Origin of the sequence: Streptomyces sp. NBC_00090, from assembly GCF_045160815.1 — a bacterium.
GTDB lineage: Bacteria > Actinomycetota > Actinomycetes > Streptomycetales > Streptomycetaceae > Streptomyces.
Genome location: NZ_CP108224.1, coordinates 2,061,053 through 2,082,887 on the forward strand (window position 1 = coordinate 2,061,053; position 21,835 = coordinate 2,082,887).

A 21,835-nucleotide genomic window follows, 5' to 3' on the forward strand; every position below is an offset into this window, starting at 1 on the left:
ACGTCCTGATGGTTCCAGGGTGGGACGGTTCGGGGCATAGTGCAAGGAAGAGACGAGGGAGGCCCCCGTGGCGACATCCCGGATCCTGCTGTGGGGCGGTACCGCCGCGGCCGCCGGGGGCGCGGTGCTGTGCGTGCTCGGCTGGTACGGGATCTCCGGTGAGCGCTTCGCCGAGCGGCAGCTGCCCTATCTGGCCTCGTGCACGGTGCCGGGTGCGGCGCTGATCGTGGCGGGCGCGGTGCTCGTCGCGGCGGCGCTCCTGCTGCCCGTACGCCCTCCGGAACCGCGCCCGGCCGAAGCGGAGGAGACTCCCCCGCCGTCCTCGGACGGCCCGCCCCTCCGGGTCCCGGGCGGGACGCTCGCCCACCGCCCGGACTGCCCGCTGGTGGCGGGCAAGGCGGAGGCGACGGAGGCGGACGACGCGTCCCTGAGGCCGTGCCCGGTGTGTGAGCCGTGGCCTCCCTGACGTACGAGCTGACGCTCGCCGGCCTCGCGGTCGGCAGCGCCGCCGCGCTCACCGGGATCGGCCTGATCGTCACCTACCGGGCGACGGGGGTGCTGAACCTGGCGCACGGCGCCGTCGCCATGATCTGCGCCTACGTGCTGCGGCACCTGGTGGTCGTCTGGGGCTGGCCGCTGCCCCTCGGGGCGCTGGTCACGCTCCTCGTGGTCGCGCCGGGCATCGGCCTCGTCCTCGACCGGGGTGTGTTCCGCCCGCTCGCCCTCCTCGGCTCGAACCCGGCGCGGACCCTGGTGGCGTCCATCGGCGTCTTCGTGCTGCTCGTGGGCGGGGCGGTACTGGTGTGGGGCAGCGGGGCTCGGGACGACGCTCCGGTGCTCCTCGGTGACGACCCGTGGGCGCAGCTGGGGGCGGTGGTGGTGCTGGCCTGTCTGGTGGCGGCGGTGACGCGGTGGACCCGGTTCGGCCGGGAGCTGAGGGCGGTGGTGGACAACCGTCCGCTGGCCGTCCTCTCGGGGGTCGACGCGGACCGGGTGGCGTCGGCGGGGTGGGCGTTCGGCGCGTTCACGGCCGGACTCACGGGGGTGCTCCTCGCCCCGTACGTACGGCTCGACCCGTACGGGATGCCGCTGCTCGTCGTCGAGGTGATCGCGGTCGCGGTGATCGCCCGGATGCGTTCGCTGCCCGTCGCGGTGGCGGCGGCGGTCGCGCTGGGCGTGGCCCAGGCACAGCTGACCCGGCTGCACCCGGAGGGGTGGGCGGGGCCGCTGGTGCAGGCGGTCGGGGCGAACCTGTTCGTGGTGGCGCTCCTGGTGGCAGCGCTCGTCCTGCCGGGCGTGGGCGGCAAGGGCCGGGACGCGCTGCCGACGCCGACACGTTCCCCCCGGGTCCCGACGGTCGTGTGGCTCGTCGTCGGTGTCCTGCTCCTCCTCCCCCTCGGCTTCGCGGGCTCCGACCTGCACACGGCGGTCCAGGTCCCCGCACTCGCCGTGATCCTCCTCTCCCTCGTCGTGGTGGCGGGCCGGGGCGGGCAGATCGCGCTGGGCCAGGCGGCGTACGCGGGCCTGGGCGCGCTGCTCACGGCGGTGCTGACGACGGCGGGCGTGCCGGCCCTCGCGGCGCTGGGGCTCGCGGTGCCGATGGTGGCCGTGGTGGGGCTGGTGACGGCCTGGCCGGCGATCCGCCGCCACGGTCTCGCCCTGGCCCTCGCGACGCTGGCGACCGGCGTGGCGGTGAGCCGCTTCGTCCTCACGCAGCCGTACGCGACGGCGGGCCTCTCTCCCGGCCGCCCGGCGGGCTTCTCCGACGACCGCGCCTTCTACGCCCTGGAGCTGGCCCTCCTCGCCGGCTGCCTGGTCCTGGTGGCGGTGCTGCGCCGGGGCCGCACGGGCCGCGCGCTGGCCGCGCTGCGGGACCACGAGCCGGGCGCGGAGGCGGCGGGCGTCCCGGTGCCCGCGCTCAAGCTCCTCGCCTTCGTGCTGGGCGCCGCCCTGGCGGCGCTCGGGGGCGGTCTCCTGGGCATGGGCCTGCGCGCCTTCGACCCGGAGGCGTACGACCCGGTACGCGGCCTGCTCTGGTTCGCCGCCGTCCTGGTCCTGGGCGCCGACAGCCTCCTGACGCCCCTGGCGGCCGCCGCGATCCTGGTCACCCTCGACGCGGGCCCGCAAGCGGGCGCGGCGGCGGCCCTGATCGGCCTCCTGGCCACCCAGACGGGCCGCCTCCCACCCCTGACGACCCTGCTGACCCCCCGGACCCCACCGACCGACGCCGCCAAGCCCCCCAGGGGCGAACCACCCCGGGTCCGGGAACACCCCCACCGGGCCCCGGCCGGGGACGGCGCCGCACCCCCCGGGGGAAGACCCGTACCCGTCCCGACCACCCGTACGCCCGGCACGCCCCGTCCGGCCGAAGGCGGGACGCACCCCCACCCGCCCGCAGCCGCCGACGGCGCGACACCCCCCACGGGAAGACCCGCACGCACGCGCGGTAAGGGTGGGAACCCCGGTCCGGCCGGAGGCCGGGCGCACCCCCGGCGGGCCGCACCGGGCCACCCGCCCGCACCACCCCCCGGCCCGGTCCTCGCCGCCCACGACCTCACCCTCGCCTACCCCGGCGGCATCACCGCCCTCTCCCATGTCACCCTCGCCCTCGCCCCCGCCCGCGTCACCGCCCTCGTCGGCCCCAACGGCGCCGGCAAGAGCACCCTCTTCGACTGTCTCGCCGGGACCCTCCGTCCCCGCCGCGGCCAGGGCCTCATCACGCTCGACGGCGTCGACATCACCGCCCGTTCCGCCCACGCCCGGACCCGGCTCGGGATCGCCCGGACCTTCCAGCGGCTCGCCGTCTTCCCCTCGCTCTCCGTCGAGGAGAACGTCCGCCTGGGCGGGGAGCGGGGCCACGTCCGCGCGGACCCGGCCGCCGTCGAGCGGAGCCTGCGGCTCCTCGACCTGGCCGGCCCCGTGCGGCACCGCGCCGCCGCCGGCCTGCCGACCGGGACCCTGCGCCGCGTCGAGCTGGCCCGCGCGCTCGCGGGGCAGCCGCACACGCTCCTCCTCGACGAACCCGCCGCCGGTCTCGACGCCGCGGAGACCGCCGCGCTCGCCCGGATCCTCGCCGCGCTCGCCGCCGACGGTCTGACGGTCCTCGTCGTCGAGCACGACCCGGACCTCGTCGCCGGGATCGCCGACACCGTGCACACCATGGAAGGCGGCCGGATCCTGTCATGAGCATCGAGATCGAGCTGCGCGTGGCCCGGGTCCGTTACGGCCCCCTGGAGGCCCTGCACGGCCTCGACCTGCCCGTCCCGGCCGGCACCGTCACCGTGCTCCTGGGCCGGAACGGCGCGGGCCGGACCACGGCCCTGCGGGCGCTCGCCGGCACGGTGCGGCTCTCCTCCGGCCGGGTGCTGTGGCGCGGCACCGACGTGACCCGGCTGCCGGCCCACGCGCGGGCGCGCCGCGGGCTCTGCTTCGTACCGGATCTTCGGGCGGTGTACGAGGGGCTGACCGTCGCCGAGAACCTCGCGCTCGCCGCGCCGCACGGCGCCGCCGCCCCCTACCCCGAACTCGTACCGCTGCTGTCCCGGGCCGCCGGGACCCTCTCCGGTGGGGAGCGCCGGATGCTGGCGGTGTCCCGCGCCCTGCTGACGCCCGCGCGTGTGGTGCTGGTCGACGAGCCGTCGCTCGGGATGGCCCCGCCGGTGGCGGCACGGACGTACGGGCTCCTCGCGGCGCTCGCCGTGGAGGGCGGGGCGGCCGTGGTCCTCGCCGAGCAGCGCGTACCGGAGGGTCTGCCGCGCGGCACGCTCGTGCACGAGCTGCGGCGCGGCTCCCGCGCGGCCGCCGGGGAGCCGGCCGAGTTCGCCTGACGCCCCCCGGCTCGGCGTCAGAGCGGTGCGATCCGCAGCATCGTGCCGACGACGATCCGGTTCGGGTCGGCCCCGATGAGGCTGCGGTTCGCCGCGTACAGCGCCTGCCAACCGCCCTTGACGGCGAAGCGGCGGGCGATCGAGCCGAGCGAGTCCCCGGGCTGGACGGTGTGCACGCGTCCGCTCAGCCCGTACCGCTTGGAGCAGACGGGCCAGGCACCCCAGCCCTGGGTGCGCAGGACCTCCTCGGCGATCCTGATCTGTTGCGGGCGGGTGGCGAGGTCGGCGCGCCGGGCGTACTTCTGTCCGCCGTGCTCGACCCAGGTGGGCTGCCAGAACTGGAGTCCGCCGTAGAAGCCGTTGCCGGTGTTGATGTGCCAGCGGCCGCTGCTCTCGCACTCGGCGACGCAGCCCCACGGCCACTGGTCGACGGCGCAGGCGTAGCGCGGACGCGCGGCGGCCGCGCGCACGGCGACGGCGGAGGCGGAGACCGCCCCGGCGACCTTCCCCTGGGCGAGCTCCTGGGTCGGCTCCGAGGCCCACTCCGGGGTCAGCGGCGGGGCACCCTCCGGGGCCTGCTCCGGGGTCCGCTCCGGGGTCCGTCCCGCCGGGACCGGCGCGACGACGGCCTCCCGGGGTCCCTCCACGGCGTCCCGGGCCTGGGCGGGCGCCGGTGTCAGGGTCAGCACCGCCGCCGCCGACGCGGCCGCCACGGAACCCGCCGTCCAAAATCGGATCTTCGACATCGGGGCAGGCTAGGCAGCGTCCCGGCACCTCCGGACCGTGCCGCGCGGAACACTGTTCACACCCCACCCGGTCGGCGTCACCGGGCCCACCGCGGACACCGCCGGTAAGTTGCCTCGCTTCCGCGCGTGACCCCGGCCGAGCCTGACCCGTTGAACTCGGCATGAGACGCCCGGGATCGGCCCGGCGTCCCCCCGTACCGAGTCCAGGGAGCCCCCCGTGCCGCGCATGCTCGACGTCAGCGAGGACGTACGCGCCGAGATCGGCGACGAAGAAGCCGACCGGCTGCTTGCCGGCGACAACGCCCCGGGCAGCTACGACTGCACCTCCTGCCGCACGCCGGGGGACTCCGAGCAGGAGCGCACCAGCACGGTGCTGTTCGTCGGTGAGGAGACCGCGGTCCTCGCGTTCGCTCACGCCAGCTGCATTCCGTCCCAGGTCGTCAAGGTGGCCGAGGCGCAGCTCCAGGGTGCCGTCGCCTCCATCACGGCCGCGGACACCGCCGACGCGCTGTCCGCCGCCCACCCCGAGCAGGCCGTGCTCGGGGTCACCAGCGGTCTCGTCCTGATCGAGGGCGAGCTGCACCCGGCGCTGGTCGTGGAGCCGACCGCCCCCGTGGCCCGCCCGGGCACGGACGGTCTCGTCGACGAGTTCCTGCCGCTCCTCGCGGAGCAGGGCTTCCGGCCCGTCAACGACCTCAACGAGAAGCCCGCCGTGCTGCCGGGCTGGTCGGTCCTGGTCGCCATGGGCCAGCTGCACTCCGTCCTCCAGCCGGGCCCCGGCGGTGCCGGCCAGGCCGCCTGGTGGCAGGCGCACCAGCCGCTCCAGGTCACCGAGGGCTGGCGCGCGGCGGCCAACAAGTCGCACACGGTCCTGGTCTTCGCCGCCCCGGTGGGCTCGATCGGCCAGCAGCCGCGGGAGGACCTGCTGCGCGACGCCCTGGAGAAGGCAGCGGCGAACGGACGCCTGGTGGCCGCCGCGATGCCGCTGGCCGGTACCTGATGGACGACGGCCGGCCCGCCATAGGACCCGCGCGGGCCCCAGCAGGACGCACGGGACCACCGGCGCCGGGGGCACTGGGCGGACCGGGCGGACTCGGAGCGCTGGGCAGGCCGGGCGGACCGGTGGGACTGGGCCGACCGACTGGACTGGGCGGATCGCCCGGACCGGGCCGACCGGCGCGACCTGCGGCGACGGGCGCTCCCCTGGGGGCGGCCGCGCCGCGGGCCGCGGGAGGCGCGGCGGTGCCGGAGGCTCCGACCGTGCCGCGCCCCCGGCGGGCGCCTCTTTCGGAGAACCGCCCGCATCCGACGGGCGGCGGGGTCGTTGGCACGTACGTGCACCCATACGACCCTTTCCTCCAGCCGTATCCGAGCCAGATCCCCTCCATGCGCCCGGCGCAGGACGTCACGGCGGGCCAGTCGGCCACGCCGATCTACGACGCCCTGTACTCGGAGTACCGCCGGTCGTTCCGCACGCTGCCGGGTGACCGCAGCGGCGAGGAGGATGTGGCGTTCCGGGCCTTCGGTACGACCACGAGCACGGGTCTGCACGGATACGGCCACGGGCACCGGCACGCCGCCGCGTACCCGCCGATGTGGACGGCGCAGCAGCCCCACACCCCGGCGGCCCTGCCGCCGGGTCCCCGCCGCGGCGTCTAGAGCGCGACGGACGCGGCGCCGGCCGCGGCGGACACACCTGACACGGCTGAGGGCCGGGGCTGATCGCCCCGGCCCTCAGCCGTGTGTCATGTCGTGCCGCCGGACTACTTCTTGCGGCCGCGCTTCTCGCGCACGCGCACCGAGATGTGGATCGGGGTGCCCTCGAAGCCGAACTCCTCGCGGAGGCGGCGCTCGATGAAGCGGCGGTAGCCGGCCTCCAGGAAGCCCGAGGCGAAGAGCACGAACCGGGGCGGCTTGGTGCCCGCCTGCGTACCGAAGAGGATGCGGGGCTGCTTGCCGCCGCGGATCGGGTGCGGGTGGGCCGCGACGATCTCACCGAGGAAGGCGTTGAGCCGGCCGGTGGGGACGCGGGTCTCCCAGCCGGCGAGGGCGGTCTCGATGGCCGGGACCAGCTTCTCCATGTGGCGGCCGGTCTTGGCGGAGACGTTGACCCGGGGCGCCCAGGCGACCTGCTGCATCTCGGTCTCGATCTCGCGCTCGAGGTAGTAGCGGCGCTCCTCGTCGAGCTCGTCCCACTTGTTGTAGGCGATGACGATGGCGCGGCCCGACTCGACCGCCATCGTGATGATGCGCTGGTCCTGCACCGAGATGTTGTCGGTGGTGTCGATGAGGATGACGGCCACCTCCGCCTTCTCGACGGCGGCGGCGGTGCGCAGGGAGGCGTAGTAGTCCGCGCCCTCCTGGAGGTGGACCTTCTTGCGGATGCCCGCGGTGTCGACGAACTTCCACGTCACGCCGCCGAGCTCGATCAGCTCGTCGACCGGGTCGCGGGTGGTGCCGGCCAGCTCGTTGACGACGACCCGGTCCTCGTTCGCCACCTTGTTGAGGAGGGAGGACTTGCCGACGTTCGGACGGCCGATGAGGGCGATGCGGCGCGGGCCGCCGACGGCGTTGCCGAAGCGCTGCTCGGGGGCCTCGGGCAGCTTCTTCAGGACCTCGTCGAGGAGGTCGCCGGTGCCGCGGCCGTGCAGCGACGAGACGGGGAACGGCTCGCCGAGGCCCAGGGACCAGAGCATGGCGGCGTCGGCCTCGCCGGACTGTCCGTCGACCTTGTTGGCGGCGAGGACGACCGGCTTCCCGGCGCGGCGCAGCAGCTTGACGACGGCCTCGTCGGTGTCGGTGGCACCGACGGTGGCGTCGACGACGAAGAGGCAGGCGTCGGCGGCCTCGATGGCGTACTCGGCCTGGGCGGCGACGGAGGCGTCGATGCCGAGGACGTCCTGCTCCCAGCCGCCGGTGTCGACGACCTTGAAGCGGCGGCCGGCCCATTCGGCCTCGTACGTGACGCGGTCGCGGGTGACGCCCGGCTTGTCCTCGACGACGGCCTCGCGGCGGCCGATGATGCGGTTCACCAGGGTCGACTTGCCGACGTTCGGACGGCCGACGACGGCGAGGACGGGGAGCGGGCCGTGCCCGGCCTCCTCGATCGCGCCCTCCACCTCTTCGGCGTCGAAGCCTTCTACCGCGGCGAGCTCCATGAACTCCGCGTACTCGGCGTCGCCAAGTGCCCCGTGGTCGTGCTGGTCGTTCATGAAGTCCGTTCCTTGATCATTCGTGGTCGGTGGGTCCCCGGCCCGCGGGGCCCACTACTGAAAGTCTCGCTCAGCGTCCGGTGAGGCGCCTGGCGTTTTCCAGGTGCGCGGTGAGCTGCCCCTGGATGCGTACGGTGGCCTCGTCGAGCGCCTTGCGGGTGCGCCGGCCGGAGCCGTCCCCCGCTTCGAAGGCGTCGCCGAAGACGACGTCGACGCGGCCGCGCAGCGGAGGCAGCCCCTTGAGCAACCGTCCCCGGCGCTCGGTGCTTCCCAGGACGGCGACCGGGACGATCGGCGCGCCGCTGCGGACGGCGAAGTAGGCCAGGCCGGCGCGGAGCGAGGCGAAGTCGCCGTCGCCCCGGGTGCCCTCGGGGAAGATCCCGAGGACGCCGCCCTGCTCCAGGACGCCGAGGGCGTTGCCTATCGCGTTCCGGTCGGTGCCGTCGCGGTCCACCTTGACCTGCCCGATGCCCTCCAGGAAGGGCCCGAGGGGCCCGACGAAGGCTTCCTTCTTGATGAGGAAGTGCACGGGGCGCGGTGCGGTGCCCATGAGCATGGGGCCGTCGATGTTGTGCGCGTGGTTGACGGCGAGGATGACGGGGCCGCAGGACGGCACCCGCCAGGCGCCGAGGACGCGCGGCTTCCAGAAGCCGTACATCAGGCCGATGCCGATGCGTCGGCCGACCGCGGCGCCCCTCTCGGAGGGCAGGGTCACTTGGCGGCCGCCCTCTTCTCCTCCACCAGGGTGACCACGCACTCGATGACCTGGTCCAGGGTGAGGTCGGTGGTGTCGACCTCGACGGCGTCGCCGGCCTTCGCGAGCGGGGAGGTCTTCCGGCTGGAGTCGGCCGCGTCCCGCTTGATCAGGGCTTCCTTCGTCGCGTGCACGTCGACGCCCTTGAGCTCGCCGGAGCGGCGGGCGGCACGGGCCTCGGGCGAGGCGGTCAGGAAGATCTTCAGGTCGGCGTCGGGCAGGACGGTGGTGCCGATGTCCCGGCCCTCGACGACGATGCCGTACTCGGCGCCCTTCGCGATGCTCCGCTGGAGCTCGGTGATGAGCGCCCGCACCTCGGGGACGGCGCTGACGGCGCTGACCTTGGAGGTGACCTCTTCGGTCCGGATGGGACCGGCGGCGTCGGCGCCGTCGACGGTGATGGTGGGCCGGGCCGGGTCGGTGCCGGAGACGATGACCGGCTTGGCGGCGGCGTTGGCGACGGCCTCGGCGTCGGACACGTCGACACCGTTGCTGATCATCCACCAGGTGATCGCCCGGTACTGGGCGCCGGTGTCGAGGTAGCTCAGCCCCAGCTTGGCGGCGACCGCCTTCGAGGTGCTCGACTTGCCCGTGCCGGACGGCCCGTCGATGGCGACGATCACGGATTCCACGGTGGGAACACCTTCCTGGGTGAGCGGTAGGGCCCGGCGGAGATGCAAGGGGCCCCCACAAGGTTACCGAGTCCCACGCACCCGTTCGGCCCAGCCCACGTCCGGCCCCCTCGCGGGGCGTCACCGGAGAGGTGTCAGGAACTGGGCCGGGGGCCGTCCGTACCGCTCGTGCCGTCAGCTCGTGCGCAGCGCCCAGCCCCGTTCCTGCAGGGCCGTGCCCAGGGCCGGGGCCACCGCGGGGTCGACCATGAGCTGGACCAGGCCCGCCTGCTGGCCGGTCGCGTGCTCGATGCGGACGTCCTCGATGTTGACGCCCGCGCGGCCCGCGTCGGCGAAGATCCGGGCCAGCTCGCCCGGCTGGTCGCTGATGAGGACGGCGACGGTCGCGTAGACCGTGGGGGCGGCGCCGTGCTTGCCGGGGACGCGGGCGCGGCCGGCGTTCCCGCGGCGCAGCACGTCCTCGACGCCCGAGGCGCCGTCCCGCCGCTTGTCCTCGTCGGCGGACTGCAGGGAGCGCAGAGCGCGGACCGTCTCGTCGAGGTCGGCGGCGACGCCCGAGAGGACGTCGGCGACGGGGCCCGGGTTGGCGGAGAGGATCTCGACCCACATGCGCGGGTCGGAGGCCGCGATCCGGGTGACGTCGCGGATGCCCTGCCCGCAGAGGCGTACGGCCGACTCGTCGGCCTCCTCCAGGCGGGCGGCGACCATCGACGACACCAGCTGCGGGGTGTGGGAGACCAGGGCGACGGCCCGGTCGTGGGCGTCGGCGTCCATGACGACGGGCACGGCCCGGCAGAGGGCGACGAGCTCCAGGGCGAGGTTCAGGACCTCGGTGTCGGTGTCCCGGGTCGGGGTGAGGACCCACGGTCGTCCCTCGAAGAGGTCCGCGGTCGCCGCGAGCGGGCCCGAGCGCTCCTTGCCGGACATCGGGTGCGAACCGATGTACGCGGTGAGGTCGAGGCCCAGCGCCGCCAGCTCCCGCTTCGGCCCGCCCTTGACGCTCGCCACGTCCAGGTAGCCGCGGGCGAGACCGGCCGACATCGCCTCCGCGAGGGTCGCGGCCACGTGCGCCGGGGGTACGGCGACGATCGCGAGGTCCACGCGTCCCTCGGGTGCCTCGTCGGTGCCCGCGCCGAGCGCGGCGGCCGTCCGGGCGCGCGCCGGGTCGTGGTCGCGGAGGTGGACCGTGACGCCGCGGCCCGCCAGGGCGATCGCGGCGGAGGTGCCGATCAGTCCGGTTCCGATGACGAGCGCTGTTCTCACTGGGCGATGTCCTTGCGCAGGGCGGCCGCGGCGCCGAGGTAGACGTGCGCGATCCGGGACTTGGGCAGATCGGTCTCGACGTGGGCGAGGAGCCGGACGACCCTCGGCATCGCGCCCTCGATGTCGAGCTCCTGGGCGCAGATCAGGGGGACGTCCACGATCCCGATCCCCCGGGCCGCGGCGGCGGGGAAGTCGCTGTGCAGATCGGGGGTGGCCGTGAACCAGATGCTGATGAGGTCGTCGGCGGTGAGCTCGTTGCGCGCGAGGACGGCGGTGAGCAGCTCCTCGACCTGCTCGCGCATGTGTCCGGCCTCGTCCCGCTCCAGCTGGACGGCGCCTCGGACCGCTCGTACCGCCACGTCGTGCTCCTTCGCCTGCGTCAAGTGCTCTCCGTTCAGCCTAGCCAGCGGTGGGGGCGGCGCGCCGCGGCGCCCGCCTTCCGAGACGGAGGGCGGGCGCCGGACGACGGTCAGAGCTGCTGCTGACGGATGAGGTCCTCCAGGGAGCCCTGGGGCACCGAGCCGTTCGGGGTCAGCCTGTCGACGGCCTGCGGCAGCGGCTGGCGGAGGACCTGCGCGGTGGACGCGAGGGACCCGCGCGGTAGAACTGTCGGCATGCTGCTGCACGTCGTACCGCTGGCCGACTGGTCCGCCGATCCCGTCGATACCGCCGCCCCCTACGCCCCGCCGTCACTCGCGGCCGAGGGCTTCGTCCACTGCTCGGCGGACGAGGCCTCGGCCCTGGAGATCGCCGACGGCCCCTACCGCTCCGTGCCCGGCCCGCTCCTGGTCCTCGTGATCGACGAGTCCCTGCTGGGCGGCGAGGTCCGCTGGGAGGGCTCGGACGGCCGGCTCTTCCCGCATGTGTACGGAGCGATCGAGCGCGCGGCGGTGACGGCGGTGCTGGAGGTCCGCCGGGACGCGGACGGCCGTGCGAGGGAGCTGGCCCCCCGCACGTAGGCGTGTTGCGGGTCCTCGGGGCGGGGTGCGGCCAAGCTGGCGCCATGACTTCACGCGCCACGAACCGCCGTACCGTCCTCTTCGCCGCCGCGGCCCTGACGACGACGGGGTGCGGCTCGGACGACGGGGGTGACGCCGGTACGACGACCACCGCCCCGGCCACTCCTGACGCTTCGGCCCCGCCGAGTGCCCCCGCGACATCCGCCACACCCGAGTCGCCTGCCGCGTCGGCGACGACGGCCGGTGCTCCCCCGCTGGCCAAGACCTCCGAGATCCCGGTCGGCGGCGGCACGGTCTTCGCCGACCGGAAGGTGGTCGTCACGCAGCCCGCCGCCGGGGAGTTCAAGGCCTTCTCCGCGGTCTGCACCCACCAGGGCTGCCTCGTGAACAAGGTCGCGGACGGCACCATCGACTGCCCCTGCCACGGCTCCAAGTACCGCATCGCCGACGGCTCGGTGGCGGCCGGCCCGGCCCCCCGCCCGCTCCCGGCCGAGCAGATCACCGTCTCGGGGGAGACCATCACCCTCGCGTAGCCTGACCGGCATGACTCCGGAAGAACTGGTGCGCGATCACACGATCTACTCCTGTGTCATGGGCTCGCGTGCCTTCGGTCTGGCGACCGAGGGCAGCGACACGGACGTGCGGGGCGTCTATCTCGCCCCGACGCCGCTCTTCTGGCGCTTCGACAAGCCCCCGGCGCACGTGGAGGGCCCGGACGAGGAGCAGTTCAGCTGGGAGCTGGAGCGCTTCTGCGAGCTGGCCCTGCGCAACAACCCGAACGTCCTGGAGTGCCTCCACTCCCCCGTCGTCGAGCACGTCGACGACGTGGGCCGCGAACTCCTCTCGCTGCGCGGGGCGTTCCTCTCCCGCCGCTCCCACCAGACCTTCGTGCGGTACGCCGGCGGTCAGCGCCGCAAGCTCGACGCGGACGTCCGTCAGTACGGCCACCCCCGCTGGAAGCACGCCATGCACCTGCTGCGGCTGCTGACCAGCTGCCGCGACCTGCTGCGCACCGGCGAGCTCCGCGTCGACGTCGGCGAGGAGCGCGAGCGTCTCCTCACGGTCAAGCGCGGCGAGGTGCCGTGGCCGGAGGTCGAGTCCTGGATGAACCGCCTTCAGGACGAGGCCGACAGCGCCCACGACACGAGCCCGCTCCCGGCGGCCCCGGACCACGCCCGCGTCCAGGACTTCCTGATCCGCGCCCGCCGCGCCTCGTCCCTGCGCGTGCTCTAGCCGCCGCCCGGCCGGACCCACGCGCGCGTGAGGCCTCCCGCCGGACGTCCGCTAGCCGCTCGCCCCGGCCCGGGCCCGTACGACCAGGTCGTGGAGCGCGTCGTGCGCGCGCACCGCCTCCGGGAGCTCCGAGGCGGCCTGGGCCTCGTCCAGGACCCCGTGCAGCGCCTCGACCTCGGCCCGTACGTCCTCGAAGGCCACCTCCGCGCGCCCGTGCTCGGCCGCCGCCTTGGCCGCGACGAGGTCGGGCAGCCGGCGGGGAGCCTCGGACACCTCCTCCACCAGGGTGGGCAGATGTGCCCGCACCTCGCCCGAGCGCATCAGGTGGATGCCGGTGAGCAGCGCCCGGTAGGTGTAGAGCAGCGGCTTGAGCTCGCCGCTCTTCTCGAAGAGCCGCCACTGCGTCCCGGCGAAGCCGCGGTAGTGGTGCGCGTGGTGGTGGGTGAGCACCTCGGGCACGAGCGCGCACAGCTCCGCGTGGGTCTCCGTGGTCCGCACGACCAGCGGGGACGTGAGCTGCTCCAGGACGTAGCCGTTGCGGCGCAGCATGAGCCGGGCGAACTTCCGCAGGTCGTGCGTGACGAGGTCCATCTCGACGCCGTCCCGGTCCCACATGCGGCCGCGGGTCTCCTCGGGCTCGCGCAGCCCGATCAGCGCCTCCAGCGGCAGCAGGTGCGCGCCGCGCAGGTCCACGTCCGAGTCGTGGGACGGGAATCCGTAGAGGTGCGCGCCGGAGACGGTCGCGAAGAGCAGCGGGTCGGGCTGTTCGGCCACGACGGCGGAGAGGTCGGTGAGGTCGGTGTCGAGGGCGGACCCGAGGGCGAGTGTCATGGGTCAAGCGTCCCAGAGCGCCCCGAAGGTCAGCAGGTCGCTCCGGTACTCGACGCGCTCCGCCCACTCCTTCGGCCAGGCGTCCGCGCCCAGGTGCGCTCCGGCGAAGGCGCCCGCGAGGGCGGCGATCGAGTCGGAGTCGCCGCGGGTGCAGGCGGCTCTGCGCAGGGCGGTGAGGGGCTCGCCGGGGAAGAGGAGGAAGCAAAGAAGCCCGGTGGCGAGGGCCTCCTCGGCGATCCAGCCGTCCCCGGTGTACGCGCAGGGGTCGAGCTCCGGGTCGGCGGTGCGCTGGACGGCGTCGAGGCGCTCCAGGACGGCCAGGCACTCGTCCCAGCCGCGCTCGACGAAGTGCCGGGCGGAGGGGTCCTGGGCGCGGGTCCAGAGGTCGCCGAGCCAGTGCTCGTGGTAGCGGGAGCGGTTCTCGTACGCGTACGAGCGCAGCTGTCCGACGAGCCCGGCCGGGTCCACTCCCTGAGCCAGGAGGTACACGGCGCGGGCGGTGAGGTCGGAGGCGGCGAGCGCCGTGGGGTGACCGTGGGTGAGGGCCGACTGCAGCTGGGCGGCGCCGGCGCGCTGCTCCTCGCTCAGCCCGGGGACGAGGCCGATCGGCGCGACCCGCATGTTGGCGCCGCAGCCCTTGGAGCCGATCTGGCTGGCGTCCTGCCAGAGCCGGTCGCCGTCGAGGAGCATGCACGCGCGCAGGCAGGTGTTGCCGGGGGCCCGGTTGTTCTCCGGGGAGTGGTACCAGTCGACGAACTCGTCCCGGACCGGCCGGGCGAGCCGCAGCGGGGCGAGCACACCCCGGTCCATGGCCGTGCGGACGCCCCGGGCGAGGGCGAGGGTCATCTGGGTGTCGTCGGTGACGTACGCCGTCCCGCGGGCGAGCGGGAGCTCCATCTCCCGCCAGGGGCCGAAGGCGGCGAGGATGGACGGCACGTCCTTGAACTCGGTCGGGAAGCCCAGTGCGTCGCCGAGCGCCAGGCCGACCAGGGATCCGGTCGCGGCCTGCTTCACCGCGGTACGGGTCGGGGTCATGAGGAGTGTCCTTCCGGTCGCAGGAGGGGCGGGTGGAGGGCCGTGGCCTCGCCCGCCCGGTAGAGAGCGGCCGGTTTCCCCCGTCCGCCGGTGCGGCGCGGCGGCCCTTCCACGGCCCGGACGAAGCCGGGCGTGGTGAGGACCTTGCGCCGGAAGTTGGGGCGGTCGAGTGCGACGCCCCAGACCGTCTCGTACACCTGCCGCAGCTCGCCGAGGGTGAACTCGGGCGGGCAGAAGGCGGTGGCGAGGCAGGTGTACTCGAGCTTGGCGCCGACACGTTCGCGGGCGTCGGCGAGGATCCGGTCGTGGTCGAAGGCCAGGGGCCCGTACGAGCCGTAGGGCAGCCACCGGGCCTCGGCCGCGTCGCCGCCGCCGCGCGGCTCGGGCAGGCCCGGGACGAGCGCGGTGAAGGCGACGGAGACGACCCGCATCCGCGGGTCCCGGTCCGGTTCGCTGTAGGTGCGGAGCTGTTCGAGGTGGAGCCCCGCGACGGTGGCCTCGGGCAGGCCGGTCTCCTCGGCGAGTTCGCGGCGGGCGGCCGTCTCGGCGGACTCGCGGGGCAGGACGAAGCCGCCGGGCAGCGCCCACTCCCCCGCGTACGGCTCCTGGCCGCGCTGGACGAGGAGGACGTGCAGGCGTTCCTCGCGGACGGTGAGGACGGCGAGGTCGACGGTGACGGCGAAGGGCTCGAAGGCGTGGGGGTCGTAGCCCTCGGGCGCCGGAACCGCCCTCTCCCCGCTCATCGGCGCTCCGGGAGCGGGTCGGCGAGGTGCCAGCCCTCGGCGAGGAGTGCGTCGACGGCGGCCACGGCCGCCGCGAGCCGCTCCTCGTGCGGGCCGCTGAGGACGGCCGTCCGACGGCCGGAGTGGGCGAGCTGGGTGAGGAACCGCGCGGTCATCCAGGGCCGCAGGTGCTCCCCGTCGCGCAGCCCGTCGTCCTCGAAGTCGACGCCCCGGTGGTCGGTGAGCAGCCAGAGGTGCTGGCGGCCGCGGGCGGCGATCTCCCCGGTGTCGGGGCTGGCGGTGCCCATGTACCGCTCGTGCCAGATGGTGGTGGCGAAGGCGTCGGTGTCGCAGAAGAGCACGGGCGAGCCGTCGCGGGCCGCCTCCTCCTCCAGTTCGGCCTGGCGCTGGGCGATGACGGGGAAGTCGGAGGAGCGGAAGGTGACGTCGGACCAGTCGGCGCCGGGGCGCCGGGCGCGGAGTTCGGCGAGCTTGACCTCGCTGTACTCGCGCCCGTACTCCGGTACGTACCGGGTGCGGGCCCAGACGCCGCCGCGCCGCCGGTAGTGGTCGGCGAGGGCGAGGGCCATGGTGGTGGTGCCGGTGGACTCGGCGCCGAGGACGACGACCCGCCGGGTGAGCGCGGACCGTACCGGCGGCTCCAGGAAGTCCCAGAAGCCGGCCGGGTCGGCGCGGACGGCGGTGCCGGAGACGGGGAACCGGGTGCGCTCGGGGTCGACGTCGACGGAGGCGGCGCCGAAGCGGCGGCCGAGCTCCTCGCCGTACGGCTCCGAGGTGAAGACGGCGTCGACGCGCTCGGGGACGGCGGTCCGGAAGACGGCCATGTGGGCGTCCCACACGGCGGGGTCCCGGAGGTCGACGGGGATGTCGTCGACGGCTCCGACGACGAGCGCGTCGGGGTGGATCTCGCGCATCCAGGCGACGCGGTCCGCCAGGGACAGGCTCTCGACCGAGGAGGCGCAGACGAGCACGGTGAGGCGCTCGCACCGCTCCCGCGCGGTGCGGACGAGGTGGTGGTGGCCGGCGTGCGGCGGATAGAACTTGCCGAGGACGAGGCCGTGGCCGTAGCGCTTCACGCCGTCGCCTCCGCCGGGAGGGCGCGGGGTGCGGCGAGGCCCCGCCGCCAGTCGCGCAGGCCGAGGACGCAGAGCGTCATGAAGCCGACGTACAGCAGGGAGGTCAGGTACAGCTCCTTGTACGCGTACAGGGGCACGTAGACCACGTCGGCGGCGATCCAGAGCCACCAGGACTCCAGCCGCTTCCTGCACTGCCCGTAGGTCGCCATGAGGGAGAGCGCGGTGGTCAGCGCGTCCCAGAAGGGGACGGTCGAGTCGGTCGCGCGGTCGAGGAGCAGGGTCAGCAGGAGGGTCCCCACCGCCCCCGCCGCGAGCAGCCAGGTCCACTCGGTGCGGCTCGTGCGCCGCACCGGGAGGGTCCCGGAGCCTGGTCCACCCCCGTGGGTCCAGGTCCACCAGCCGTACGCGGCGAGGGCGATGAAGACGAACTGGAGGCCGGCGTCGGCGTAGAGGCCGGCCTGGGTGAAGAGCAGGACGAAGAAGAGGTTGTTGGCGATGCCGATCGGCCAGTTGGCGAGGTGCTGGCGGGCGACGAGCCAGACGCACAGGGCTCCGGTGCCGAAGCCGAGGACCTCGGTCCAGCTCACCGGGGTGCCGAGCAGCGTGAAGAGGGGTTGCTGCAGGGGTTCGAGGATGTCCGCGAGGCTCACGCCCGCCTCCTTAAGAGTCATCCTGACTATAAATGCCGAAGGGTCTCGGCCACAAGGACGAAAAAGGCCCGTGACCGCCTGGTGGCGGTCACGGGCCTCTCCGGAGAGGGGGCGGGAACTACATCCCGACTTCCTTCATCAGCATGCCGACCTCGGTGTTGGTCAGACGGCGCAGCCAGCCGGACTTCTGGTCGCCCAGGCCGATCGGGCCGAAGGCCGTACGGACCAGCTTGTCGACGGGGAAGCCGGCCTCGGCCAGCATCCGGCGCACGATGTGCTTCCGGCCCTCGTGCAGGGTGACCTCGACCAGGTAGTTCTTGCCGGTCTGCTCGACGACGCGGAAGTGGTCGGCGCGGGCGTACCCGTCCTCCAGCTCGATGCCGTCCTTGAGGCGCTTGCCGACCTCGCGGGGCAGCGGGCCGGTGATGGCCGCCAGGTAGGTCTTCTTCACGCCGTACTTGGGGTGCGTGAGGCGGTGGGCCAGCTCACCGTGGTTGGTGAGCAGGATGATGCCCTCGGTCTCCGTGTCGAGCCGGCCGACGTGGAAGAGCCGGGTCTCGCGGTTGGTGACGTAGTCGCCGAGGCACTGGCGGCCGTCCGGGTCCTCCATGGTGGAGACGACACCGGCCGGCTTGTTCAGCGCGAAGAACAGGTGGGACTGGGTGGCGACGGTCAGGCCGTCCACCTTGATCTCGTCCTTCTCAGGGTCGACGCGCATGCCCTGCTCGACCACGATCTCGCCGTTGACCTCGACCCTGGACTGCTCGATCAGCTCCTCGCAGGCGCGGCGCGAACCCATGCCGGCGCGGGCGAGGACCTTCTGCAGACGCTCACCCTCGGCCTCGGCCCCGGGGAAGGTCTTGGGGGTCTTGATCTCCGGCTTGCCGGCGTACCGCTCCCGGTTCCGCTCCTCCGTACGGGCGTCGTACTCGCGCGAGCGGGCGGGCGCCGTACGGCCTCCACCGCGCTGCGGGGACTGCCGGGGGCCGCCCTTGGCGCCACCGCGGGCGGCGGTGCCACGACCGCGCTTGGGGCCGTCCGAGGGGCCGCCGGAGCCGCTGGAGCCGCTGGAGCCGCCCACGTCGTACTGGCGCTCCTCGGGGCGCGGGTTGCGCGGGCGGCCGCCGCCCTGCTTGTCGTCGCGGCCGCCGCCGGCGCCGCGGTAGTTGCCGCGCCCGCCGCCACCGCTGCTGCCGCTGCCGCCACGGGCGCCGCCGCCACCGCCGCCGCTGCCACCACGGCCGCCACCGCCGCCGCCACCGCCGCCGCTGCCACCACGGCCGCCACCGCTGCCGCCGCGGCCGCCGCTGTTGCCACCACGGCTCCCGCCGTTGTTTCCGCTGCTGTTCCTGCCGCTGCTGCTTCGCATCAAATTTCCGTCTTGTCGTCTACGTCTGCGTCCGGATCGAACGACGGGACGCCTTCCAGGGAGTCCGGCTCGACCGCCTCCGCCTCAGGGAGGAAGGGGGCGAGCTCGGGAAGTTCGTCCAGGCCTCGCAGGCCCATCCGCTCCAGGAAATAGTTCGTCGTCCTGTACAGGATCGCACCTGTTTCGGGTTCCGCGCCCGCCTCCTCCACCAGACCCCGCTGGAGAAGGGTCCGCATCACGCCGTCGCAGTTGACCCCGCGGACCGCCGAGACCCGGGAACGGCTGACCGGCTGGCGGTACGCGACGACCGCGAGGGTCTCCAGGGCCGCCTGGGTGAGCCGGGCCTGCTGGCCGTCGAGCACGAAGGCCTCGACGGCCGCGGCGTGGGCGGCGCGGGAGTAGTAGCGCCAGCCGCCGGCCACCCGCCGCAGCTCGAAGCCGCGGCCCTGGGCGGTGTACTCGTCGGCCAGCTCGCGCAGGGCGTCGGCCACCTCGCGCGGGGTGCGGTCCAGGACCTTGGCGAGGTGCTGCTCGGTGGCGGGCTCGTCGACGACCATGAGGACGGCTTCGAGGGAGGGCTTGAGGTCACTCACTCCTGGGCCTCCGTTTCTGGGGCGGATTCCCGGTCCGGGGCGGGCTCCCGGTCCGGGGCGGGCTCCCGGTCCACGGCCGACTCCCGGTCCACGGCCGACTCCCGGTCCACGGCCGACTCCCGGTCGAACTCGTCGGTGATGCCCGCGTCCCGGTCGCCGCCGGACCAGGTGACGACGAGCTCCCCGAGGGCGGTCTCCTGGTCGAGGACGACGGCCTTCTCCCGGTAGAGCTCCAGCAGGGCGAGGAAGCGGGCGACGACGGTGAGGGTGTCTCCGGCGTCCTCGACGAGCTCGCGGAACGCCGCCGTCCCGCGCACGCGCAGCAGCGCGACGACCAGGGCGGCCTGCTCCCGGACGCTGACGAGCGGGGCGTGGATGTGGTCGACGTACACCTGGGGCTCGGCCTTGGGCTGCATGGCCTTGACGGCCAGCTTGGCGAAGCCCTCTGCGCCGATGGAGATCACGACCTCGGGGAGCAGCTCGGCGTGGTGCGGTTCGAGCCCGACGGTACGGGGGTGGCGGTGGCCCTCGGCCTCCCAGCGCGCCTCGAAGATCTCCGCGATCCGCTTGTAGGCGCGGTACTGGAGGAGGCGGGCGAAGAGCAGGTCGCGGGCCTCCAGGAGCGCGAGGTCGGCCTCGTCCTCCACCTCGGCCGCGGGGAGCAGCCGGGCGGCCTTGAGGTCGAGCAGGGTGGCGGCGACGACGAGGAACTCGGTGGTCTGGTCGAGGTCGCCGTCGGGGCCCAGGGCGCGGAGGTGCGCCATGAACTCGTCGGTGACCTGGGAGAGGGCGACCTCGGTGACGTCGAGCTTGTGCTTGGTGATCAGCTGGAGGAGCAGGTCGAAGGGCCCCTCGAAGTTCGCGAGCCGCACGGTGAACCGCCCGTCGCCGCCACTGCCGTCATCGCCGTCGCCGCCTTCGGCACCGGCCGCCGGAGCGGCGTCCCCGACAAGAGGAGCGGGCGCGGGTGGCGCGTGCTCTCCCGCCGGGCGGGCGGGTGGGGGTGCCTCGGCCGGACCGGCGTCCGAGGCGGGAGGGGTCTCCTCCACCGGAGCGACGGGTGCCCCTCCCCCGACGCGTACGGGCTCCTCGGCCGGAACCGCCGGTACGGGCTCCGCCGCCTCGGCCCCGGCCTCCGCCACCGGCTCCCCGGCCTCGACCGCCTGCCCCCGCGCCTCGGCGAGGGGCGTGGAGCCGGACGTCCCGCCCGCCGGGCCGCGGCCCAGGGGGCGGCGGCCCGGCGGGCGGGACGTTTCGTCAGAGGCCTTGTGCATGGGGGTCCAGGGGGAACGGAGAGCTCGACAGCTCGCAGGCTACCGTCAGCGGCCGCGCAGGCGACGGACGAGGATGCTCGCGTCGCCGCGGGACTCCAGGTCCGCCAGGACGACGGCGACCGCCTCCCGGACGATCCGGCCCCGGTCGACGGCGAGACCGTGCTCACCGCGGAGCACGAGCCGGGCGTGCTCCAGGTCCATGAGCTCCTCGGCGGAGACGTAGACCGTGATCTTCTCGTCGTGGCGCTCGCGGCCGCTGGGCCGCCGGTTCGGGGTACGGCCGCCGCGCCGCCTGGCCGCCGGGGCCGGCACCGTCGCCCCGTTCGCCGGCTTCGGGGCGGGGCTCTCCGGCTCCGTCGTCCGGGCGCGCGGTTCGGCCGCCTCGGAGTCCGCCGCCGTATGCTCCGCGGAGCCCTCGGCCGCCGTCGTGTCGCTCTCGCCCGCGGGTGCCGGGACGGCCCGGCGGGGTGAGGACGCCTGGAGCGCCGTCCCCCCGGTCGTACGGAAGAGTTCGTCGGCGCCGGGCAGACTCACTCGGCGTGACACCGGGCGAGCACCTCCCTGGCGAGCTGGCGGTAGGCGGCGGCGCCCACGGAGTTGGAGGCGTACGTGGTGATCGGCTCGCCGGCGACCGTGGTCTCCGGGAAGCGCACGGTCCGCCCGATGACCGTGTGGTACACGTGGTCGTCGAAGGCCTCGACGACGCGCGCGAGGACCTCACGGCTGTGCACGGTCCGCGAGTCGTACATCGTGGCGAGGATCCCGTCGAGCTCCAGCTCGGGGTTGAGCCGCTCCTGGACCTTCTCGATCGTCTCGGTGAGCAGCGCCACTCCGCGCAGGGCGAAGAACTCGCACTCCAGCGGCACGATGACCTTGTGAGCCGCCGTCAGGGCGTTCACGGTCAGCAGGCCGAGCGAGGGCTGACAGTCGATCACGATGTAGTCGTAGTCGTTCATCAGCGGCTTGAGGGCGCGCTGGAGCGTGGACTCGCGCGCGACCTCGCTGACCAACTGGACTTCGGCGGCCGAGAGGTCGATGTTGCTCGGCAGCAGGTCCATGTTGGGCACGGCGGTCTTGAGGAGCACCTCGTCCGCCGACATGCCCCGCTCCATGAGCAGGTTGTAGACGGTGAGGTCGAGCTCCATCGGGTTCACGCCGAGGCCGACCGACAGGGCTCCCTGCGGGTCGAAGTCGACGAGCAGCACCCGTCGTCCGTACTCGGCGAGCGCGGCACCCAGGTTGATGGTCGACGTGGTCTTGCCGACGCCGCCCTTCTGGTTGCACATCGCGATGATCTTGGCGGGTCCGTGGTCGGTCAGGGGACCCGGGATCGGGAAGTACGGCAGGGGCCGTCCGGTGGGGCCGATCCGCTCGCGGCGCTGACGGGCAGCGTCGGGTGCGAGGGTGGCCGCGTACTCCGGGTCGGGCTCGTACTCGGCGTCGGGGTCGTAGAAGTGCCCCTCGGGCACCTCGTCGTAGGCGGCGAAGTGGGTGGACTCTCGGCCCATCTCGTTGCCGGCCGTGGCGTTCACGTGTAGGCCGTCCATCGTCTTCATCGTGTGGGCTGTCGTCATGGACTGGTGCGTCGCGAAGGTCCGCACCGCGACGGAGCCGATCGGGGCACCTGGCGCACCGCTC

At 74.3% G+C, this 21,835-nt stretch carries 25 protein-coding genes; 8 read left to right on the top strand and 17 right to left on the bottom strand.

All coding sequences use genetic code 11. The features are described 5' to 3' along the window. Window positions 1-67 precede the first annotated feature (67 nt). The 3 genes from OG361_RS09050 to OG361_RS09060 are packed head-to-tail and all read left to right on the top strand — an operon-like array spanning window position 68 to window position 3,827. Window positions 68-466 (top strand): hypothetical protein, encoded by a 399-nt coding sequence (locus OG361_RS09050; RefSeq protein WP_384571136.1) that lies wholly within the window; start codon window positions 68-70, stop codon window positions 464-466. Further along, window positions 454-3,186, top strand: coding sequence for an ABC transporter permease subunit (locus OG361_RS09055; protein WP_405852824.1), 2,733 nt, complete (start codon window positions 454-456; stop codon window positions 3,184-3,186). The genes OG361_RS09050 and OG361_RS09055 overlap by 13 nt, the downstream gene beginning before the upstream one ends. Further along, window positions 3,183-3,827: an ATP-binding cassette domain-containing protein gene (locus tag OG361_RS09060; protein ID WP_405852825.1), complete on the top strand. Its 645-nt coding sequence runs from the start codon at window positions 3,183-3,185 to the stop codon at window positions 3,825-3,827. The genes OG361_RS09055 and OG361_RS09060 overlap by 4 nt, the downstream gene beginning before the upstream one ends. A 17-nt stretch (window positions 3,828-3,844) precedes the next feature. Here OG361_RS09060 and OG361_RS09065 read toward each other — a convergent pair whose 3' ends face one another. After that, entirely contained in the window at window positions 3,845-4,573 is a 729-nt protein-coding gene (locus OG361_RS09065) for a transglycosylase family protein (RefSeq protein WP_405852826.1), read from the bottom strand. A gap of 217 nt (window positions 4,574-4,790) precedes the next feature. Here OG361_RS09065 and OG361_RS09070 point away from each other — a divergent pair, with 217 nt between their 5' ends. Both OG361_RS09070 and OG361_RS09075 read left to right on the top strand, forming a co-directional pair. Next, a complete protein-coding gene (locus OG361_RS09070) occupies window positions 4,791-5,573 on the top strand; it encodes a hypothetical protein (RefSeq protein ID WP_405852827.1) in 783 nt (260 codons plus the stop codon). A 386-nt stretch (window positions 5,574-5,959) separates the two neighbouring features. After that, the gene (locus OG361_RS09075) at window positions 5,960-6,232 is read left to right on the top strand and encodes a hypothetical protein (protein ID WP_405852828.1); all 273 of its coding nucleotides are present in this window, start codon (window positions 5,960-5,962) and stop codon (window positions 6,230-6,232) included. Window positions 6,233-6,336: 104 nt separating this feature from the next. Here OG361_RS09075 and der read toward each other — a convergent pair whose 3' ends face one another. The 6 genes from der to OG361_RS09105 form a co-directional block, all read right to left on the bottom strand. Next, the gene (gene der, locus OG361_RS09080) at window positions 6,337-7,785 is read right to left on the bottom strand and encodes a ribosome biogenesis GTPase Der (protein ID WP_405852829.1); all 1,449 of its coding nucleotides are present in this window, start codon (window positions 7,783-7,785) and stop codon (window positions 6,337-6,339) included. A 70-nt stretch (window positions 7,786-7,855) separates the two neighbouring features. Further along, window positions 7,856-8,500, bottom strand: a complete 645-nt coding sequence (locus OG361_RS09085) for a lysophospholipid acyltransferase family protein (RefSeq protein WP_405852830.1) — start codon at window positions 8,498-8,500, stop codon at window positions 7,856-7,858. Continuing rightward, on the bottom strand, window positions 8,497-9,162 hold the full coding sequence (gene cmk, locus OG361_RS09090) for a (d)CMP kinase (protein ID WP_405862156.1): 666 nt from the start codon (window positions 9,160-9,162) through the stop codon (window positions 8,497-8,499). Before cmk ends, OG361_RS09085 begins: the two co-directional genes overlap by 4 nt. Window positions 9,163-9,345: 183 nt before the next feature. Beyond that, complete coding sequence (locus tag OG361_RS09095) at window positions 9,346-10,434, bottom strand: prephenate dehydrogenase (protein ID WP_405852831.1); 1,089 nt, start codon at window positions 10,432-10,434, stop codon at window positions 9,346-9,348. After that, window positions 10,431-10,793 carry a chorismate mutase gene (gene aroH / locus OG361_RS09100; protein ID WP_141297311.1) on the bottom strand — a complete coding sequence of 121 codons (363 nt, stop codon included), beginning with the start codon at window positions 10,791-10,793 and terminating at the stop codon, window positions 10,431-10,433. Before aroH ends, OG361_RS09095 begins: the two co-directional genes overlap by 4 nt. A gap of 110 nt (window positions 10,794-10,903) precedes the next feature. Further along, window positions 10,904-11,050, bottom strand: a complete 147-nt coding sequence (locus OG361_RS09105; RefSeq protein WP_405852832.1) for a hypothetical protein — start codon at window positions 11,048-11,050, stop codon at window positions 10,904-10,906. Between OG361_RS09105 and OG361_RS09110 the strand changes: the two genes are divergently transcribed. From OG361_RS09110 to OG361_RS09120, 3 genes are read left to right on the top strand one after another with little or no spacing between them, the layout of a single operon-like run. Next, window positions 11,049-11,393 carry a DUF952 domain-containing protein gene (locus tag OG361_RS09110; protein WP_405852834.1) on the top strand — a complete coding sequence of 115 codons (345 nt, stop codon included), beginning with the start codon at window positions 11,049-11,051 and terminating at the stop codon, window positions 11,391-11,393. The two genes, OG361_RS09105 and OG361_RS09110, sit on opposite strands and share 2 nt — an antisense overlap. Window positions 11,394-11,437: 44 nt before the next feature. Then, a complete protein-coding gene (locus tag OG361_RS09115; protein ID WP_405852835.1) occupies window positions 11,438-11,926 on the top strand; it encodes a Rieske (2Fe-2S) protein in 489 nt (162 codons plus the stop codon). A gap of 10 nt (window positions 11,927-11,936) precedes the next feature. Then, window positions 11,937-12,626, top strand: coding sequence for a DNA polymerase beta superfamily protein (locus OG361_RS09120; RefSeq protein WP_405852836.1), 690 nt, complete (start codon window positions 11,937-11,939; stop codon window positions 12,624-12,626). A gap of 51 nt (window positions 12,627-12,677) precedes the next feature. On the opposite strand, the gene OG361_RS09125 is transcribed toward OG361_RS09120, so the two are convergent. The 10 genes from OG361_RS09125 to OG361_RS09170 all read right to left on the bottom strand — a co-directional run bounded on the left by OG361_RS09125 (window position 12,678) and on the right by OG361_RS09170 (window position 21,753). Next, window positions 12,678-13,457: a DNA polymerase beta superfamily protein gene (locus tag OG361_RS09125; RefSeq protein ID WP_405852837.1), complete on the bottom strand. Its 780-nt coding sequence runs from the start codon at window positions 13,455-13,457 to the stop codon at window positions 12,678-12,680. Window positions 13,458-13,460: 3 nt separating this feature from the next. After that, window positions 13,461-14,492 (bottom strand): ADP-ribosylglycohydrolase family protein, encoded by a 1,032-nt coding sequence (locus tag OG361_RS09130; RefSeq protein WP_405852838.1) that lies wholly within the window; start codon window positions 14,490-14,492, stop codon window positions 13,461-13,463. After that, window positions 14,489-15,235, bottom strand: a complete 747-nt coding sequence (locus OG361_RS09135; RefSeq protein ID WP_405852840.1) for an NUDIX hydrolase — start codon at window positions 15,233-15,235, stop codon at window positions 14,489-14,491. The genes OG361_RS09130 and OG361_RS09135 overlap by 4 nt, the downstream gene beginning before the upstream one ends. Next, window positions 15,232-16,311 carry an AAA family ATPase gene (locus OG361_RS09140; protein WP_384571181.1) on the bottom strand — a complete coding sequence of 360 codons (1,080 nt, stop codon included), beginning with the start codon at window positions 16,309-16,311 and terminating at the stop codon, window positions 15,232-15,234. The genes OG361_RS09135 and OG361_RS09140 overlap by 4 nt, the downstream gene beginning before the upstream one ends. Then, window positions 16,308-16,961: a nicotinamide riboside transporter PnuC gene (gene pnuC / locus OG361_RS09145; RefSeq protein ID WP_405852842.1), complete on the bottom strand. Its 654-nt coding sequence runs from the start codon at window positions 16,959-16,961 to the stop codon at window positions 16,308-16,310. Before pnuC ends, OG361_RS09140 begins: the two co-directional genes overlap by 4 nt. Before the next feature lie 118 nt (window positions 16,962-17,079). Then, window positions 17,080-18,330 carry a pseudouridine synthase gene (locus tag OG361_RS09150; protein ID WP_405852844.1) on the bottom strand — a complete coding sequence of 417 codons (1,251 nt, stop codon included), beginning with the start codon at window positions 18,328-18,330 and terminating at the stop codon, window positions 17,080-17,082. Continuing rightward, complete coding sequence (gene scpB, locus OG361_RS09155) at window positions 18,330-18,923, bottom strand: SMC-Scp complex subunit ScpB (protein WP_384571187.1); 594 nt, start codon at window positions 18,921-18,923, stop codon at window positions 18,330-18,332. Before scpB ends, OG361_RS09150 begins: the two co-directional genes overlap by 1 nt. Then, window positions 18,920-20,197: a segregation and condensation protein A gene (locus OG361_RS09160; RefSeq protein WP_405852845.1), complete on the bottom strand. Its 1,278-nt coding sequence runs from the start codon at window positions 20,195-20,197 to the stop codon at window positions 18,920-18,922. The genes scpB and OG361_RS09160 overlap by 4 nt, the downstream gene beginning before the upstream one ends. A gap of 45 nt (window positions 20,198-20,242) precedes the next feature. After that, window positions 20,243-20,743 (bottom strand): hypothetical protein, encoded by a 501-nt coding sequence (locus tag OG361_RS09165; RefSeq protein WP_405852846.1) that lies wholly within the window; start codon window positions 20,741-20,743, stop codon window positions 20,243-20,245. After that, window positions 20,728-21,753 carry a ParA family protein gene (locus tag OG361_RS09170; RefSeq protein WP_030212665.1) on the bottom strand — a complete coding sequence of 342 codons (1,026 nt, stop codon included), beginning with the start codon at window positions 21,751-21,753 and terminating at the stop codon, window positions 20,728-20,730. The genes OG361_RS09165 and OG361_RS09170 overlap by 16 nt, the downstream gene beginning before the upstream one ends. Window positions 21,754-21,835: the final 82 nt, after the last annotated feature.